The sequence below is a fragment of the Vibrio fluminensis genome (assembly GCF_015278125.1).
GTDB classification, from domain to species: Bacteria; Pseudomonadota; Gammaproteobacteria; order Enterobacterales; family Vibrionaceae; genus Vibrio; species Vibrio fluminensis.
This window is the reverse complement of record NZ_JADILO010000003.1, coordinates 96,778-113,677: the sequence shown is the minus strand read 5'-3', so window position 1 is coordinate 113,677 and position 16,900 is coordinate 96,778. Positions and strand designations below refer to the sequence as shown.

The 16,900-nt window shown below is 45.1% G+C and carries 13 protein-coding genes; 3 read left to right on the top strand and 10 right to left on the bottom strand.

The window, feature by feature from the left end; all coding sequences use genetic code 11:
- Nucleotides 1-59: 59 nt before the first annotated feature.
- The 6 genes from fbpC to IRQ95_RS04255 all read right to left on the bottom strand — a co-directional run bounded on the left by fbpC (nt 60) and on the right by IRQ95_RS04255 (nt 8,026).
- Nucleotides 60-1,121: a ferric ABC transporter ATP-binding protein gene (gene fbpC / locus IRQ95_RS04280; protein WP_194435765.1), complete on the bottom strand. Its 1,062-nt coding sequence runs from the start codon at nt 1,119-1,121 to the stop codon at nt 60-62.
- Between the two features lie 18 nt (nt 1,122-1,139).
- On the bottom strand, nt 1,140-3,224 hold the full coding sequence (locus IRQ95_RS04275; RefSeq protein ID WP_194435764.1) for an ABC transporter permease: 2,085 nt from the start codon (nt 3,222-3,224) through the stop codon (nt 1,140-1,142).
- A 63-nt stretch (nt 3,225-3,287) separates the two neighbouring features.
- On the bottom strand, nt 3,288-4,322 hold the full coding sequence (locus IRQ95_RS04270) for an ABC transporter substrate-binding protein (RefSeq protein WP_194435763.1): 1,035 nt from the start codon (nt 4,320-4,322) through the stop codon (nt 3,288-3,290).
- A gap of 79 nt (nt 4,323-4,401) precedes the next feature.
- Nucleotides 4,402-5,703: an MFS transporter family glucose-6-phosphate receptor UhpC gene (gene uhpC, locus IRQ95_RS04265; RefSeq protein ID WP_194435762.1), complete on the bottom strand. Its 1,302-nt coding sequence runs from the start codon at nt 5,701-5,703 to the stop codon at nt 4,402-4,404.
- An 86-nt stretch (nt 5,704-5,789) separates the two neighbouring features.
- On the bottom strand, nt 5,790-7,394 hold the full coding sequence (uhpB, locus tag IRQ95_RS04260) for a signal transduction histidine-protein kinase/phosphatase UhpB (protein ID WP_194435760.1): 1,605 nt from the start codon (nt 7,392-7,394) through the stop codon (nt 5,790-5,792).
- A complete protein-coding gene (locus IRQ95_RS04255; RefSeq protein WP_123783488.1) occupies nt 7,391-8,026 on the bottom strand; it encodes a response regulator in 636 nt (211 codons plus the stop codon). The genes uhpB and IRQ95_RS04255 overlap by 4 nt, the downstream gene beginning before the upstream one ends.
- Before the next feature lie 267 nt (nt 8,027-8,293).
- On the opposite strand from IRQ95_RS04255, the gene IRQ95_RS04250 reads away from it, so the two are divergent.
- Together IRQ95_RS04250 and IRQ95_RS04245 are read left to right on the top strand one after the other, a co-directional pair.
- Complete coding sequence (locus IRQ95_RS04250) at nt 8,294-9,535, top strand: anaerobic sulfatase maturase (RefSeq protein ID WP_194435758.1); 1,242 nt, start codon at nt 8,294-8,296, stop codon at nt 9,533-9,535.
- Nucleotides 9,532-11,010 carry a sulfatase family protein gene (locus tag IRQ95_RS04245; RefSeq protein ID WP_228481259.1) on the top strand — a complete coding sequence of 493 codons (1,479 nt, stop codon included), beginning with the start codon at nt 9,532-9,534 and terminating at the stop codon, nt 11,008-11,010. The genes IRQ95_RS04250 and IRQ95_RS04245 overlap by 4 nt, the downstream gene beginning before the upstream one ends.
- A 48-nt stretch (nt 11,011-11,058) precedes the next feature.
- Here IRQ95_RS04245 and IRQ95_RS04240 read toward each other — a convergent pair whose 3' ends face one another.
- From IRQ95_RS04240 to IRQ95_RS04230, 3 genes are all read right to left on the bottom strand, one after another.
- Complete coding sequence (locus IRQ95_RS04240) at nt 11,059-11,730, bottom strand: Crp/Fnr family transcriptional regulator (protein ID WP_194435756.1); 672 nt, start codon at nt 11,728-11,730, stop codon at nt 11,059-11,061.
- 142 nt (nt 11,731-11,872) lie between these two features.
- Complete coding sequence (locus IRQ95_RS04235) at nt 11,873-13,057, bottom strand: MFS transporter (RefSeq protein ID WP_194435754.1); 1,185 nt, start codon at nt 13,055-13,057, stop codon at nt 11,873-11,875.
- Nucleotides 13,054-13,698, bottom strand: coding sequence for a recombinase family protein (locus IRQ95_RS04230; protein ID WP_194435753.1), 645 nt, complete (start codon nt 13,696-13,698; stop codon nt 13,054-13,056). Before IRQ95_RS04230 ends, IRQ95_RS04235 begins: the two co-directional genes overlap by 4 nt.
- Nucleotides 13,699-14,022: 324 nt before the next feature.
- Between IRQ95_RS04230 and IRQ95_RS04225 the strand changes: the two genes are divergently transcribed.
- Nucleotides 14,023-14,580: an AcfA family outer membrane beta-barrel protein gene (locus IRQ95_RS04225; protein WP_194435751.1), complete on the top strand. Its 558-nt coding sequence runs from the start codon at nt 14,023-14,025 to the stop codon at nt 14,578-14,580.
- Nucleotides 14,581-14,639: 59 nt separating this feature from the next.
- Here the strand turns inward: IRQ95_RS04225 and IRQ95_RS04220 are convergent, their stop codons facing one another.
- On the bottom strand, nt 14,640-16,616 hold the full coding sequence (locus tag IRQ95_RS04220; protein WP_194435750.1) for a methyl-accepting chemotaxis protein: 1,977 nt from the start codon (nt 16,614-16,616) through the stop codon (nt 14,640-14,642).
- Nucleotides 16,617-16,900: the final 284 nt, after the last annotated feature.

The window sequence follows — 16,900 nt, the reverse complement described above, 5'->3', positions numbered from 1 at the left end:
TTACTGAGGGTTTAAATGTAAGCGGCTATACCAATGGCAAGGTTTTAAAAATGGCCGAATTACCTTTGAGGAGTTTTCGGCAACAGGAACACCCCGTTAGGGTTAATAGTTAAGTAGGCATGGTCGGCGTAGCTCGCATCGAATTGCGATGAGTTAAGCTGCAGCAGCAATTCGTGGCCTTGCCACTGTACGACCACCTCATACATCGAGCCCATATACGCAAAGCTGCTGACTTGGCATTGCTGACAAGCGTCGCCTTCTTCCGTCAGTAGGATAGCTTCTGGTCGTACACCAATTTCGTAGTCACCAGCCTCAATACCTGTCACATTGTTTTGGTTGGCTGTTAAGCGATAGCCATGAATATCGATATATTCGCCATCGAACTCACCACTAAACATGTTGGCTTCACCCATGAAGTTTGCCATAAACATTGATGCAGGATGTTGATACAACTCTGTTGGTGTACCTTGCTGCATGATGTCACCGTCTTTCATTACGATAACCGTATCAGACACTGCGAACGCTTCCGCTTGGTCATGAGTCACGTAAAGTGAGGTGATATTAAAGCGCTGTTGCAGTTCACGGATGGTCTCACGCATATTGCGGCGCAAGTTAGCATCAAGGTTACTCAGCGGTTCGTCGAACAGCAGTACTTTTGGTTTGAGTACCAGCGCACGTGCAAGTGCGACACGCTGCTGTTGACCACCAGAGATTTGGTCAACGTAGCGTTCACCAAAACCTTCGAGATCGACCAGTTTTAGTGCATCATTGACGCGTTGCTTGATCTCGGCTTTTTCCATCCCGAGCATTTTAAGACCATAGCCGACGTTATCTGCCAGTGACATGTGCGGGAAGAGGGCATAGGACTGAAACACCATACAGATGTCACGGTGTTGAATCGAAGTGTTAGTGACATCTTCACCGTCGATAAAAATCTGTCCGCTGGTTGGTTTCTCAAGACCCGCGACCAAACGCAATACCGTGGTTTTACCGCAGCCAGAAGGACCTAATAGAGTGACGAGTGCGCCTTTTTTAATCTCAAGGTCTAAATCGCCGATAACGGTCTTATCCCCAAAGCGCTTGCAGACATTTTTAAGGACTACAAAGTTTTCTTTTTCCATGAGTTATATCTCCAATTGCTACTCTTGGTTATTGGCTTTGGAACGCGAGACGCGCGCTTCACCGACAAGAAAATCAAAAATTAAAATAATGGCTAACATGACAACAATCAGAATTGAGCCATAGGCGATGGCAATGCCGTATTCACCATCCTCAACACGGTTAAGAATGTATGAGGTTGCGACGCGAGTTTCTGGGGTCACCAAGAAAATGATCGCACTGACGGTCGTCATCGCTCGCACAAAGCTAAACACCAGGGTGGATAGAATCGCTGGGCGCAGTAGCGGCAATAGAATATGGGTAATAGTTTTGAGCGAGTTGGCGCGCAGACTGAGCGAGGCCTCATCTAGCGCTTTATCAAGCTGACCAAGCCCTGCAATGCCCGAACGAATACCGACAGGTACGTTACGCATTACCATTGAAATCACCACGATGGCTGCGGTACCAGTTAGATACATGGGCGCATCGTTAAACGCTAAGATGTATGACACACCTGCTACCGTTCCCGGGACAGCAAAACAAAGCATAGTGGCAAATTCGATAACCTTCTTACCATGGAACTGCTGACGCACCACGATGTAAGCGATAAGCAGACCAAAGAAAGCGGTCAGTGGCGCGGCGACACCAGCGTAAATCATAGTGGTGATAAGCGATGGCCATGCCCCTTCACTAAAGCCACTGCCGAATAGGTTGAGGTAGTTAGCGAACGTTAAGCTGTAATCCACCCCCCAGTTCACGGTGAAGCTGCCGTAGAAGATGCTGCCGTAAAGTAGGATGTTGAATGCCATCCAGAAGTAGAGCAAACCTGATACGGTGTGTTTTAAGGTCGTTGGCAATGGCTGTACGTCACCACGGTATGACTTACCCGAAATCGTCACGTATGAGCGTTTACCAATCCAGAGGTATTGAACAACGAAGATCGCTAATGAGAACAACAGCAAAACTGCGCCAAGTGTACTTGCTGAAGCATAGTCGAGCTGCGCACCGGCAATGTAGAAGTAGATTTGCGTCGCCAGCACGTCAAAGCTACCGCCAAGAACTAATGGGTTACTAAAGTCAGCCAGTGACTGAACAAAAATAATCAAGAAACTGTTGGCTAACGCTGGTTTAAGCAGCGGCATAACGATCTTGAAGAAAGTCTGATAGCGGTTGGCACGCAAGGTGTAAGATGCTTCTTCTAATGATGGGTGCAGTGATTTCATCGCGCCATCTAAGATCATAAATGACATCGGAGCAAATGCTAGCACTTGTGCCAGCCAAATCCCGGTAAAGCCATACAACCAGTTAGTTTGTTGTAAGCCAAACCAGTCAACCATCAGTTCAGTAATATAGCCGGAACGACCGAGCATTAAGGTTACACCCAGACCGACCACAAATGGTGGGGTAACAATAGGTAAAATTGAGAAAATACGCGCAATGAATGCACTGCGTTCAGCAATACGCGTAGTGTAAATTGCGAAAATCAAGCCGAAGAAGGTTGCACCAATACCCACCGCAACACCCAGACCAACCGAGTTAAATACGATACGGATAATATGGGAACTACTAAGAATATCGACAAACTGCCAGGCAACAAAATTGCCCATGTCATCTTCGAACATTGGCACGAAGATGGCGAAGCTAGGGTAGATGATAAAGACAGTGATGAGCAAAATGATCGAAATCAGCGAGCCAATAACAAAGACGTCACCGCCAAGGTATTCTAAGCGCGAGAAGGCGAGAGTCATCACGGCGCCAAGCACGATAAACAGGGCGATGGTCGCATACCCCATCCCTTGTTCGGTGTACCAAGATGAGATGACCACAAACAGCATACAAAATGCCGAATAGCCAATATCAAATTGATGACGAAGTTTTGCGTATTTGTTTTGCGCTTGAATCGGGCGCAGCAACAAGACTGCAGGTAGGGCGAACCATAACCACGAAATATTAAAACTGCTCCAACCCATGGCAGCACGAAACTCATCCGAAGTTGAGTCGAGCAATCCATAGTCGAGAGCGAAAACAGGAAGAAGGACGAAAGCTACTACTAAGCTCACTAGCCAGTAAAATACTGGATCGCGCTTAGTAGATTCAGGGCTAATGTGCGCGGTGAGTTCGTTCATAATAAATACCTAGATTCATGAGCGAGTAGGGTGATGGCGAATACCATCACCCACACAGTTGGATTATTGACCCATCTTGACGACGTTAACCCACTTGTTGATCAAGCGTTTACGTTCGTCTGATGAACCATATGTCTCCATGTCGTAGTCAATGAGCTCAAGTGTGTTTGGATCAAGAGCGTTTGGTGACTGTTCTGCGGTTGTATTGGTTAAGATTTGGAAAGATTTACCTTTTTTCCATGCAGTTTCCTGACCTTCTTTCGATAGCACGAAATCAAGGAATTTCTGTGCGTTGTCTAGGTTACGCGCACCTTTGATGATACTTACGCCACCAATTTCGTAGCCGGTACCTTCACAAGGTGAGATCAGCTCAAGTGGTGCACCTTTTGATTGCTCTAGAGAGTAGTCGTGTAAGAAGCCGATACCGATAGCCACTTCGCCACGCGCTGCGTTACGAGAAGGGGTAACACCAGATTTGGTGTATTGAGAAACGTTTTTGTCTAGATCTTTAAAGTAGTTAAACGCTTTGTCTTCATCCCAAAGTTGGATAAAGGTTGCGAGCGCAGTATAAGCAGTACCAGAGCTTTGTGGGTCAGAGATTTGGATTTCACCGGCGTATTCCGGCTTGGTTAGGTCGCTCCAACAGCGTGGAATTTCAAGCCCTTTTTCTGCCAAGCGGTCTTTATTGACACCAAAGCCAAGAATACCCATGTAAACTGCCGAAGAGTAGTTGCCCTTGCGTTTGGCTGGATCTTTGAAGTCATCCATGATGAATTCAAGTTGAGGAGATTTGTAAGCGTGTAACAGATCCATCTCACCACCTTGAGATTGAGGATCGAGTGTGCCGCCATACCATACGTCTGCACGTGGGTTCTTCTTCTCAGCGTCGATTTTTGCCAAGGTACTGCCAGAACCGTTACGGACAAATGATGTTTTTACATCGTATTTTTCAGAGAAAGCTTTGGTTGCTGCTTCACACATAGCATTGGTCGCACTGCAGTAAACGACCAAGCGACCATCTGCCATGGCTTGCGGAGTTGCCATTGCCGCACCAAGGATGCAGGCTGAGAGTAAGCTGCGTTTTGTTCCAACTTTCATGTTATTTCCTCTTGTTGTATCCAACTGTAGGGTTGGTAAGTCCTTGCGGTATAAAAACAACGAGAGGGAATTTATTAAGTTAGGTTATAGCTATCCCTGCCCGTTGCTGAGCTTTAACAAAAGGAAGGATCAACAAGCCAATTAGTGCTGCCGAGAGCGTAATTACGCTGAAAAATCCTTCCCAGTTAAACTGGTCAATTATCAGTGCGAGTGGGTAACCCGCTAGCGCAGCACCAATGTAGGCAAATAGACCTACAAAGCCTGTCGCGGTGCCAGCCGCATCTTTGTGTGAACACTCCGCCGCGGCCATACCAATCATCATCTGTGGGCCAAAGACAAAGAAACCAATCGCAAAAAAACAGCCTGACAAAATGACGAAATTGTCTAGTGGGGTGAGCCATAACGCGGCAACAGAAACAAAGATCCCCAGTGCGAACAACAAAATCATTGGTGCACGATTACCGTGAAAGAATTTGTCCGAACCCCAGCCACCAAACAGTGAGCCAAGAAATCCACCAATTTCAAACATGGCGACCACGCCATTGGCACTAAATAGCTGGTATTGGTGGCGCTGAGTTAGATAGAGGTTGCCCCAATCATTGATTGCAATGCGTACCACATATACCAGCAAGTAAGAGCTGCACAGTAACCAAATGTATTTGTTACCCAGTACGTAGGTTTTCACTACTTGCCAAAATGGCAGCCCTTTACCTTCAGCCTCATGCACTTTTTCCAATTGGTCGTCTCGCCATTCGCCAACGGTAGGTAACCCCATTGAACTGGGTTTATCCCGCAAGCGAAAACAGAGCACAATCCCCACTAGAATTGCCAACGAGCCGGGAAGAATAAAGCCAAAGCGCCAGCCCCAAGTGACCGCAGCGAAACCAATACTGATTGGAATGATCGCGCCACTCAAGTTGTGGCAAGTATTCCAAATTGACCACCAAAAACCCCGTTCAGAACGTGAGTACCAACTGGTCAGCAGCTTGGCACATGGTGGCCATCCCCAACCCTGAAAGAACGCGTTTAATGTCCAAAGCACCGCGAAGGCAAACAGGGAAGAACTCAGACCAAAAGCAATATTGATAACACCGGTAAAGATCAGCCCAAGCCCCATAAAATAAGCAGGCTTGGTCTGGTCACTTACCATGCCAGAGAGAAACTTAGACACGCCATAAGTGATGTAAAATAACGTTCCCAAAATACCAATATCGGCCGTGTCTAAACCTAAATCGGTGATCATACTTGGCATCGCAAAGTTCAGGCTCTTGCGAGTAAAGTAGAAAACGCCGTAGCCAACATACATCACCATCATTAAGTGAAGCCGCCAGTAACGGTAAGTTTCGTCAATCTGATTTAGGTTTTTGTTCGCTGTTAACACGAGCTCCTCTCCTTGGCATGAAAGAATGGTAACCAAGCCATAACTGAAATGAATTGGACGGTTTTATATATCACTAGGAAAATTTCCTAGTTTGGCGGAGGTGTTTTGTGTTTTGTGGGTAAGTTAACAAATATTCGGCTACCCAATGAGTTAGAAGTTATGCTCATGGTGCCACCGAGCGCACTAATTCGCTCTTCAATGCCTTTTAAGCCTTGCCCTTTGAGTCGCCAGTTATCAGGCAGACCAATGCCGTTGTCCCGCAGTTCGAGGCTAAAGCGATCGCCTGGCACTAATGACAGTTGCACTTGAGTCGCCTCTGCGTGCTTACAGGTGTTATTCAGTAGCTCTTGTACGATGCGGTAAAGTGTTACCGCAGTAATGTCATCGAGACGGTCGGCAAAGATGCCAAAATTGAGGCGAAAATCGATGCCGCGTTCATCAAAGCGCATTTCTGCTGCCAGTTGGCGAATAGCACTCTCGAGCCCGAGTTCATCGAGCGCGTGAGGACGAAGCTGCTTAAGCAGTTGCCGAGTGGAATTGTGAATTCGCAGCGCGAGTTCATTAGTGGTATTAGCGATGTTGATTTGCTGTTCATCTTTAGCAAGCCGTTTGGTCAGCATCGACTGAATTTGAATTGCTGTAATATTTTGCCCGATTTCATCATGCAGCTCACGGGCAACCGATTTGCGAATATCTTCTTCTACGTGAACCAATTGTCTGGCTAACTGTTGTTTGCTTGCCAGCTCTTGCTCTAACTTTTTATTGGCTCGGTGAAGCTGCTGGGCGAGGAAGTATTGTCTGCTGATAGCAATACCTAGCCCTAAGCCAATCAGAGCCTGAGTAGAGATAAAGGTTTGCAGTTCTAAATCACTGTCAAATGACCCAGTGACTTGGCGCGCAGTCGATAGGAGAATACTGTTCATCACGCTAGCAAGCACGCCACCTTGCCAGCCATAGCGATAAGCCATAAAGATATTGGGCAGTAAAAAGATCAGTAGTGCCAGCGGTTTCATCTGCTCAAGTAGGGTGAGCTCAGTAAACAGACCAATAGCGAAAAAGAGCAAACACCAAACCAATGCCGAAGCACGTAGCGACACCTCTTGATGAATTAGAGTTGGTGTAAGCGGTTGCCATACTTGGCGCAGTAAATAGTCATAGACGAGATAAATAAAGGGTGCGAGGAGTATGCCGCCAGTTAAGGCTGCGATGGCTCCTTGAAACGCATATACCGCGCCTAATCCAATTGGTTTAGTGAGCAGAAGCAGAGCGAAACCACACGCCAACGCATAGGCTATGGCGAGACCAGACAAGGCAAGCAGTCGTTGCCAATAGATCTGCAATGGTCGCCAAATGGTTTGGAATATAACTGCAATGGCGTGGTTAAAGCAGGCAAACAAGATCAACAAATAACTGTACGCAGCCTCATTGGTGAGTTGAATCAAACTCCATACGAGGATAATTTCAGCTGCGGTGAACCAAGGCCATAGCTTACGCGTGGTTAAAGTGTAAACGGCCAGTTTAAAACCGGTTGGCAACAATAAGCCGGCCAACAGAATGTCATGAGAAAGATAGAGGCTGACATTCCATAGGCAGAACCAACAAATTACGTAACCAAGAATCGCAAAAGAATAACTAAAACCATGAGTTAGAATCAGTTTCGGTAAATGTTTTCGCCGGGCGACTTCACTCATACTGCTTCATCACTCAGCAATTTGTGCTGCAGTGCAAAGCGAATTAGATCAACGTTATTGGACAGATTCAGCTTACTCAAAATATTGGCACGATGAACGTGAATGGTTTTGTGGCTAATCGAAAGTTTGTTACCGACCTCTTTAACATCGAGTCCCTGAATTAAATGGTCAAATACCTCACGTTCGCGCTTAGTCAGCTCTTTAAGTACCGAAGGCGAAGAAGAGGCGTTACTCAGATTGATGAGTGCATCAGTACATAAATAGTGATCGCCTGCCGCGACTTTGCGAATAGCGGTGACTAACTCTTCAGGTCCACAACGCTTTGATAAATAGCCAAACGCGCCCACCTCAATCGCTTTACTCACAAACGAAGCGGAATCATAAATGCTGAGAATAATCGCTTTTAATTCAGGCTGTTTTTTACGCAGTTTCTCTAATAGAACTAAACCACTTTCATCAGGCATTGAGATATCAATCACCGCGACGTCAATATTGGATGCCGATAGCACGCGATACGCCTCATGAGCGTTATCAAATTCACTGTGGATTTTTATGTCTGGTTCACATGCCAATAACTGGGCAAAACCTGAGCGAACCATAATATGGTCATCGACAAGAGAGACTGAAATCATAGCGACATCCTTGATGGGAACGCTTGATGATTACAAATCCTTACAGGTGTTTCAAAATCTACACCGAACAATGTGATGATGGTCTAGTATTGGACCTTCTAAATAAGTTGCTGATTTTTAGATAGTTCGCCAGTTCAATAGCGATTTCATGACTAACAATAGACGTGAGTTAATTCTCGTTTTGCCTAAATAGCCAGAGCTTGGGACAAATGTCCTATTTGTTCGACCAATGAGTTTCTAGCATCTGCCTCAGTTTAGGAGAACGCTATGAACCACTCACCAACCCATTGCCATGTAATGGCAAAGCCCAGTAGCTCAAAATGCAATATTGACTGTAGTTATTGTTTCTACTTGGAAAAGCATCATTTATATCCAGAGCCAAGTCAGCGGCAATATATGAGCCTCGAAACGCTCGACCTTTATGTCCAACAACATATCGAAGCGCAGGCAGGTGAGCAGGTGGTGTTTGCTTGGCAAGGTGGTGAGCCAACTTTGCTTGGATTGGCGTTTTATCAACAAGCCGTGAAATTGCAGCAACAATACAGCAAAGGTAAGGAGATAATTAACACCTTTCAAACCAATGGGATTTTACTTGATGATGAGTGGTGTCAGTTTTTTAAGCAAAACAACTTTTTAATAGGTATATCGATTGATGGACCTCGCGAGCTTCACGATCAGTATCGACGTACTAGGAGTGGTAAGCCAACTCACCATTTAGTTGAAGCGGCGATAGATATGCTTAAACGTCATCAAGTCGATTTTAATACCTTAACGGTGGTGAGCAACGTGAACGTTGAGCACCCGGAAGAAGTTTATGACTACCTAAAACAGTTGGGTAGCCAACATATGCAATTCATCCCTTTAGTTGAGCGCAAGGCAGAAGTGACGACCCAAGATGGTCTTACGTTGCTTCATCCTAAACGTTTAGAAGCGACTCGAGTGACGAGTTGGAGTGTAGATGGGGAAAAGTTTGGCCTGTTTATGTCCACAATTTTCCACCACTGGGTGCGTGCTGATGTTGGACGAGTTTGGGTGCAATGGTTCGAAAACACTTATGCCTTAACCGCTGGCGAGTCAGCGCAAATCTGTGTCTTTTCTCCAACCTGTGGTAGTGCGTTTGCCTTGGAGGCGAATGGCGATGTGTATGCTTGCGATCACTACGTTTACCCCGAGTTTAAGTTGGGTAATATCGGGCAAATTAGCTTATCTACTTTAAATCAAAGCCAAACTAATCGCACGTTTGCTCAAGCTAAGCAAACTCAGCTATCGGCGGAATGTCGTGGGTGCCAATACCTTTCGCTCTGCAACGGAGGCTGTCCTAAACACCGGTTTGCTTTGTCGAGAGCACAACGCGCTGAGCAAAATTATTTATGCAAAGGCTATAAGACTTTTTTCTCCTATAGCGCACCTTATCTTCAACTAATGAAACAATTACATGAGGCTGGCTACCCTGCATTTGCCATCATGGACATCATTGCACAAAAAGAAAAAACACGGAGTAAATCATGAAGTTTAAGCTCAATGCGATGACCAGTGCTTTTGCACTGGGCGCGCTGACATTAAGCTCTATTGCGGTTGCTGAACCAAAACAAGAACAGCCTAATATTATCGTTATTATGGCTGACGATCTTGGTGAGTGGGCATCTAGCTTACGCAATGAGAAATACATCGAAACACCAAACCTAGAATACCTAGCGGAAACTGGGGTGCGCTTTGAAAACGGCATGACGCCAGCACCAGTAAGTAGTGCGGCGAGGGCGTCATTCCACACCGGAAAAATGCCATCTCAACATGGTGTATATGACTTCTTAGCGGAAAATCCAGAATTTGATGCTAATTGGCTGGATGGTGAAAAACTGCTTTCTGAACGCATGCAAGATCTAGGTTATCGCACCGCGCTGATTGGAAAATGGCATGCTACAACAGATAGTAAATATCCAATTCGCGGTTTTGATCGTTGGTTAAGCTATGACGCACTGAAAAGTGGTTGGAAAAATCAATATCTACACAGTGGTACCGTACTCTTTTCAGATGATGGTCGAGAGGTTGAGCATACCGGTATCCAAGCTCAGTTTTTGACAAAAGAGACGCTTAAGTTTGTCGACCAACAGAGCGACAAGCCTTTTTTTGTTAGCTTGAACTACGTAGAGCCTCATTTCCCGTTCGAAGGTCTACCTGAGCGTTTGGTTGAAAAATATCGCCCGATTGCCCACAAAGTGGTTTCCTTCGGTGGCAACTCGGTATTGGACAACATGAGCGACTTTACCTTAACGCCAGACAACCACGAAGAGACGTTAGCGCAATACCTTGCGGCTGTTACACTGCTTGATGATCAGTTAGGCCAATTGCTTGATGGTTTAGAGGGACGTGGTGTGCTCGACAATACTATGATTGCATTTGTGTCAGATCACGGCTTGTTGATGGGGCAGTATGGTTTATACGGTAAAGTGAATGCGAGTTTCCCATATAACTATTATGAAGAAACAATCCGAATTCCCTTTGTGATAAAAGCGCCAGAGCATATGGCTCGTCCTAAACAGGTGCGTGGTGAATTTGTCAGTTTGCTCGATTTACACGCAACAATTTTAGATGCTGCGACGCCTGGCAAAGCGTACGATTATAGCTATGGCCCAGGCCAGTCATTACTTGATATGATGAAAGGGGAAAGAGTACGTAACTGGAAGGAATACCATATCGCTGAACGTGGTAATTCACGCATGATCACTAACGGTCACTGGAAACTGGTTCGTTACTACAAAAAAGATGGTACTCCTCAAGATAACTGGTATGACTTAAGTAACCCTATGGGTGAAAGATATCTGTCTGAGCCTCCTCAGCAAGCGCTACAAGATAAAATGTCACAAGAGCTGGATAACTTTTTTGCTCAATATTCAACCGATGAATATTCTGGTTTGAATACTTGGAAGATGGCTTACCCGAATTTTACCTCTGAAAACATTCTTAACCACGAACGCTGGAACTAAGAGCGAAAGCTCGTAGATTAGAGTGAAGCGACACCTTGAGTGTCGCTTTTATTTGTCTGCTTCTTCACTGAGAACCTGCTTGAGCGCATCAGTGTCTAATATTTCAATCTGCTTTCTATGTACTTTGATTGCCGAGCGTAACTCTAACTGTTTTAGTATTCGGTTGTAGACTCGCAAACTAGTACCAAGGCGTTCACACTCAAGGCTTTTGTTGATCACATAGGCTTGGTTTGGTGTCTGGTTCGCATAGTTTAGTAAATCATCAGCGACGCAATAGGTAATGGAATGAAGGATATTACGCGTCATCCTCTCAACTGATAAATACCATTTAGAGGTGAGATGCTTAAACGTATGAGCGGCAAGTTCTGGCGTGTGACAAACAAGATTATGAAATGCTTTGCCATCGAGAATATAAGCCTGACAGTCTGAATCAGCGATCACCGAATAGAAACACGGCTTGCCAGAAAATAGTTCCATTAGCCCCAGAAATCCGTTGTGTTTGAAGCTGCCTAACTGATAACGATGTCCACTCTCTGACGTTCGGGATAGAGAGATCGTGCCTTGGATAATAAACAACACTTCACCGATTTCGTCACCTTGATTCATGACTTTTTGTGCTTTGGATAAGCGTGTTTGACGAAACTTCAATGAATGAGCATTGCTTTGTAACAACGCTAGGATTTGGTCTGAATGATAGATATCAGAATCGATAGTCAGCAAGGTAAGTATGCTCCTGCACAAGGAAATGCTACGTTAATCGAGGCGGCAAGAGTATAACTTGGGTGGATAAAAGAGAAAAAGTTTGAGCTCTAATAGAGAGAGCCTGAGCAAAAAAACAGACTCTCAATGTGTTACTGGTTGCTTAGTCTTCCTGCGGTTCAGGACAACTAAAACCTCTAAAGATGTTGGCCAACGTAATGCTTGCGAATAGCACAATCACTAGCGATAAGTGCCACGCTTGGCTGAGGCCTAATTGGACTAACGCCATGCTGACAATTGACGATACCACCATTTGACCACCGCCCGACATGGCTGCGGCTGCGCCTGCGTGTTTTCGATACGGCAGCATGACCATCGCTTGGGCAGTCGGCATGGCAATACCGTTGCCAAGAATCATCATCAGTTGTCCCAGCATCAGATAAAGCGGCTCGACAGGGCAGAAGAATAGCCAAGTTGCGGCACATAAATGCAATACCGGCGTCCAAAACAGCATTTTTTTACTGCCAATAATGGGGCGGATGCGATTGCAAATACTGGTACCCGCAAGCATCCCAAGGGCTGGGATGATCGCCCACATCGCGTATTCGTCAGATGTCATGCCAATTTGGTTCTGCATAATGAATGGCATCACTGAAACCGTGGTGATCATCAAAGCGAAGTTGAGCCAACCAATGCTGGCAAAGCTCATGAAGTAACGCGAAGTGATAAGCTCACGGTACTGCAGCAGCATTTTCTTCGCAGAGGGTACTTTTGAACGTTGTGCAACGGTTTCTTGAAAGCGAAAAGCGATAATGATCCAAGCCAGCGACACATAGCAAAGCAATGAGATAAACACCATGCTCCAGCCGAAATGGAAGTTAATAAAACCGCCAATTACCGGTGCAAATAGCGGGGTAATCGAGGCTGCCATCGCAATGTAAGACATGGCTAGCGGTAGATCCGGTCCATTAAAGCGATCGCGGGTCGAGGCGCGAGCAAGCACAGCGCAGCAGCCAGTCCCTAACCCTTGTAGAAAACGACCGGCAATCATACCGGTAAATGAGTCACTCAAGCAGATGATCATCACCAAGCCAGTCATGGCGATCAGTAGCCCACTTAGCAGTACAACTTTGCGCCCCAGCGCATCAGATATAGGGCCATAGAGGAACTGCGATGGACCAAAGCCAAGTAAGTAGATACTCACTAACAACTGCGCTTGATCAAGTGAAATAGAGAAGTCTTTCGCGATCCAAGGCAGAGAAGGGAAAACTAAGCCCATGCTCAATTGCCCAACACTAATGATCAGGCAGGCGAGCAGTATGGTTTTGATATCGAAAGCTTTATTCACGATTCGTCACCACCACGCTGGTGGATGTGTCCACGGCGTCTCAGTCCGCCTTCATCATCAATTTGGTTAAGTTTGGCTTTCACTCGTTTCACCGTAGACAGGCTCACATCACACTGTTCGGCAATACTTTGTAGTGTGTGTCCCTCTAAGAGTAAGGTGGCGATTTGTTTGTGCTTAGCGCGATCCGCTGGACGTCCACGGAACTTTTTCTGCCAAAGCTGAGGATCATTTTTGATCGCTTGGCGTCCTTGTTCGGCAGCAAAAAGGCGATGCATGGTTTGTACTTTCTCATAGCCGAATAGCAAACTGAGTAGGGTCTCACTCTGTTGGGAATTTGGCTCAAAGCAAATGGGTTCACACATCAATTGCAGTGTTACCCCTTTGTTTAAAAGCAGCCTTACGGTTGCGTTCACTTGGCTAAAGTCTTTGCCAAATGCGGTTAGCCACCAGACGACGACTGTATCGCCATCCTGAAGGGCATCAAACATCTGCTTAAATGCTGGTCGCTCTAGTGGAGGGACAAATCCACGAACTTGGTCTTCGATGTGTTTAGCTTCAGGGGCAAACGCGCGCAGCGCGGCAACATGCTCTTGATAGGCTTGATTCTTGGGCGAAAAGCGGGTGTAGAGATACTGCGTCATCGTTATACCTCAACGACTAAAATGGGTCATATGCTGTTATGGGTCATAATATAGTCCGGCTCATAAATAATTACAACACCAAACGAGCCATTGAAGGACAAAATAAGAGCAGGTTAAGGATGATAAGTAGACAACTAAAGTATTTTGAATGGAAGTGTAAAGCTTGAGATAATCAACAAAAAGTTTTTGTAAAAACAATAACTTTGTACAGAGTTTACTCAAACTGTCGTGTGAGAAATTTCTTACGTCAGAACTGATTGGTAATGGTTAACTAATTGTGCGAACGCCAATACAATACGCGCGTTCTTATATTGGTTGTTATACATGAAGAAAATTTGTTTATTCCCGTTGTTGGCTCTTTCTTTGCCAGCTTTTGCTTCTCCATACGTTGGATTAGAAATGGGACGCGCAGTCCCTCACCATGATATCAAAGTCGTTGATAGCACGAAAAATGTTAGTGTTAGCCCAGACTCTGACGATATATTTTTAGGGCTAAATGCTGGTTATGTGTTGGATAAGAGTTGGGCGGTAGAATTTGGTTATCAGAAAAATCAATACACCGGTACTCACAATACACATTATCAAACGACGCTAGAGAGCACGCAGTTTGTCCTTGCTCCGGTATACAAAATGTCTTTGACTAACGATCGCGAATGGGATCTAAAAGTGAAAGTAGGCGCGACATACACTCAGTACGATTTCACCGGCAAGAATACCGTTGCTAGCGGTTCAAAAAGCAGTAATGAGCTTGGATTGATTGGTGCGGTTGGCGTAGAGTACGAGTTAATGCCAGAGCTTGGTGTTGGGGTTAACTATAAATACCAGTCTGACAGTTTCTCGAGTGCTAGTTACTGGACAGTTTCGACTAATTATTATTTCTAGTTCTTGTCCTCAATGTAAGAAAAGCCCGATCTGGGCTTTTCTTATTTCTTGTTGCAGGATTAGCCTTGAAGTTTAAACTCTCTTAGCATCCGACTTTGACTCTCAGACAACTCTGAAAGAAAACTTGATGCTTGGCTCGATTGTTCAATACCTGTGACGTTTTGTTCAATCACATCTTTGATGCCGTTGAGTGACGAACTTATCTCTTCTGCCGCATGGGCTTGTTGCTGTGCTGCGACCGACATTTCGGCTGCGCTGTTATTGATACCAGAGACCGAACTTTGAATCGATGCTAGCTTATCAACCGCTTCCTGTGATGATTGATGAACGGTAACCACTCGCTTCAAACAGCTGTTCACTCGTCCTTGCGCCAAATCTGAATTTTCTTGTAATTCGGAGATGATATTTTGGATACGCCCGGTTGATTGCTGTGTCTTAGCTGCTAAAGCGCGCACTTCATCGGCAACGACTGCAAACCCGCGACCATATTCACCGGCTCGGGCTGCTTCAATTGCGGCGTTCAGCGCAAGCAGGTTCGTTTGCTCAGAGATGCTGTTTATTACCCCAGCAACTTCGCCAATGCTATGACAGCGTTGTTTCAACTCTTCAACCACTTCCGCAGTTTCATTGAGTTCCGATGTTAGAACTTCGGCGTAGCGTTTGTTTTGCTCAACAATTTCATGTCCGTCATAACAAGCTTCAAGCGCAGACGATGCATTTGACTCAGTATGTTTAGCGGTTTTTGCTACCACACTTGATGACGTCGACATTTCAGTTACCGCAGTCGCAATTTGATCCACTTGGCTACTTTGTTCTTCGGCATTGGCGGATGCTTCAGTCATGACCGCGGCAAGTTGAGTCGAAGATGAAGAAACCTCATTGCTTTGGTCACGGACTTCGTTGATGACTTTCGACATAGTTAGAATCGATGCTTCCATATCTTGTGCCAGTTTGGCGAACTCATTACGTCCTTTAATTTGAGAGTGGACAGAGAGATCTTTTTTCGACATCGCACCAAGAGAGGCTGACAACCGTTTAAAAATATCAAGAATATGATGGGCCAAGTAGAGCGTCATAATAGTCGCGACGGTCGCAGCGAATAACCAAGCTGCGATTTGGATCAGGCGCAGTTGTTCAATTGCGTCGTTACTGGCCGTGGTTGCTGTTTGTCGATGTTCTAAACTGAGTTTAACGATATTATCGATCTGCTCTCTTACATTCGCAGCGTAATCTAGTCGACGGAGCTCAATTTGCGCATCTTGTTGCAATAACTCTATCGCACCATTCATGGTGTTGGAGAATTCATCAAAAGTAAACGCTTTGAAATCCGCAACTGCCGGCACATAGCTAAACTGATTTAATGTTTTTTCTGCATTAGTGTGGAACATCTTCATTAAGTCGATTTCCACTAACTGATGCATAGAGATGATTTGTGAAAGGCGAGAGTAGAAGTAGTCTAAGTTGTTGACAAGCTTTTGTCCTTCAACGGTCCAGGTAAAAGTCTCAAGGTCATCATTGTTTTCAGCGTACTCATCGACTTTGTTGACCATATAAAATAATGGTTTCCACATTTGTGGCGTCTCGAGCCACCAAAGGTCGTACACTTTTTGATAATTGTCCGAGGATTGTTCAAGTAAGTCTTTATACGCAGCCATTGACTCAGTGATTTGGGCAATAGCGACGCGCTCTTGTTGAGTTTCAAGCGTTGATTGAGAGAAATATTGTTCAATGATTACGTTGATGTTCTGAATTTCGCTATCGATCTTCTCCATTTGATCCGACATGCTATTTACATCTCCGCCGAACATATCGCGAGTCAGTATTCGAACATTTGCCCAACTCTCATCAAGTCTTGCCGCGGCTTCGGATCTTTCGACCTGCTGAGTCACAATGTCAGATTGGCTTTGTACGTGATTTAAGTTCATGTACATCAACACTAGAACGCCGGCAAAAAGAGTAAGAGTAAGAGCCAGAGGGATTAGCAGCAGCGATTTTAGCGAAAATGTGGTGACCCATTTGGGAATATGTTTAGTCATTTGTTTCTACATCCATATTTGTAACATATTGAATTTGAGTTCGTTCTTATGATCAAGATCTGCCTTCTTAAGGCTATGACGACTATTATTTTGTACTTCATGTCAGAAAATACTGACTGCATGAAACGAGAACCAACAATTAAAATTGTTCAAAACAATAACTATTTGAAGTGATAGCGTTTTGAAAGTTGAATGATAAATACTGTTTTCCCTTAAGATTTAAAACATCGATAGATATAAATATGCGTGTGATTTTATAGCGCTTTGATGCAATTTGGCTTTAC

Coding starts and splice junctions, on each gene's coding strand:
- fbpC (WP_194435765.1), bottom strand. CDS start 1,121: ATGGAAAAAGAAAACTTTGTAGTCCTTAAAAATGTCTGCAAGCGCTTT.
- IRQ95_RS04275 (WP_194435764.1), bottom strand. CDS start 3,224: ATGAACGAACTCACCGCGCACATTAGCCCTGAATCTACTAAGCGCGAT.
- IRQ95_RS04270 (WP_194435763.1), bottom strand. CDS start 4,322: ATGAAAGTTGGAACAAAACGCAGCTTACTCTCAGCCTGCATCCTTGGT.
- uhpB (WP_194435760.1), bottom strand. CDS start 7,394: ATGAGTGAAGTCGCCCGGCGAAAACATTTACCGAAACTGATTCTAACT.
- IRQ95_RS04255 (WP_123783488.1), bottom strand. CDS start 8,026: ATGATTTCAGTCTCTCTTGTCGATGACCATATTATGGTTCGCTCAGGT.
- IRQ95_RS04250 (WP_194435758.1), top strand. CDS start 8,294: ATGAACCACTCACCAACCCATTGCCATGTAATGGCAAAGCCCAGTAGC.
- IRQ95_RS04245 (WP_228481259.1), top strand. CDS start 9,532: ATGAAGTTTAAGCTCAATGCGATGACCAGTGCTTTTGCACTGGGCGCG.
- IRQ95_RS04230 (WP_194435753.1), bottom strand. CDS start 13,698: ATGACGCAGTATCTCTACACCCGCTTTTCGCCCAAGAATCAAGCCTAT.
- IRQ95_RS04225 (WP_194435751.1), top strand. CDS start 14,023: ATGAAGAAAATTTGTTTATTCCCGTTGTTGGCTCTTTCTTTGCCAGCT.
- IRQ95_RS04220 (WP_194435750.1), bottom strand. CDS start 16,616: ATGACTAAACATATTCCCAAATGGGTCACCACATTTTCGCTAAAATCG.